This is a genomic window from Vibrio sp. 1641 (genome assembly GCF_033339995.1).
In the GTDB taxonomy this organism is placed as follows: Bacteria; Pseudomonadota; Gammaproteobacteria; order Enterobacterales; family Vibrionaceae; genus Vibrio; species Vibrio alginolyticus.
The window spans coordinates 1-519 of record NZ_JAWOVP010000505.1; the positions used below are offsets into that span (position 1 = coordinate 1).

A 519-nucleotide genomic window follows, 5' to 3' on the forward strand; every position below is an offset into this window, starting at 1 on the left:
TCTGTGTACGGGATGCAGTCAACCTCAGGGGAGTGTATTTTGGCGGTAATCCTACCAAAACAAAGCTCTGATGAATCCCCTAATGATTTTGGTAAAAATCATTAGGGGATTCATCAGCGCTCGACACGGACTCATTGTCACCACCCGTCACCTAAAATCTACTCAGCGTCGGCAAAGGAGCCATGGATTCTAGCAACTAACTTACCTGTTGAAATTCGAACACCCAAACAACTTGTTAATATCTATTCGAAGCGAATGCAGATTGAAGAAACCTTCCGAGACTTGAAAAGTCCTGCCTACGGACTAGGCCTACGCCATAGCCGAACGAGCAGCTCAGAGCGTTTTGATATCATGCTGCTAATCGCCCTGATGCTTCAACTAACATGTTGGCTTGCGGGCGTTCATGCTCAGAAACAAGGTTGGGACAAGCACTTCCAGGCTAACACAGTCAGAAATCGAAACGCACTCTCAACAGTTCGCTTAGGCATGGAAGTTTTGCGGCATTCTGGCTACACAATA

1 pseudogene is annotated in these 519 nt (G+C 46.6%); it reads left to right on the forward strand.

Annotation, left to right across the window (positions count from 1 at the left end):
• Nucleotides 1-111: 111 nt before the first annotated feature.
• Nucleotides 112-519 (forward strand): annotated as a pseudogene (locus tag R7Z47_RS26815) (IS4 family transposase); the annotation flags it as partial.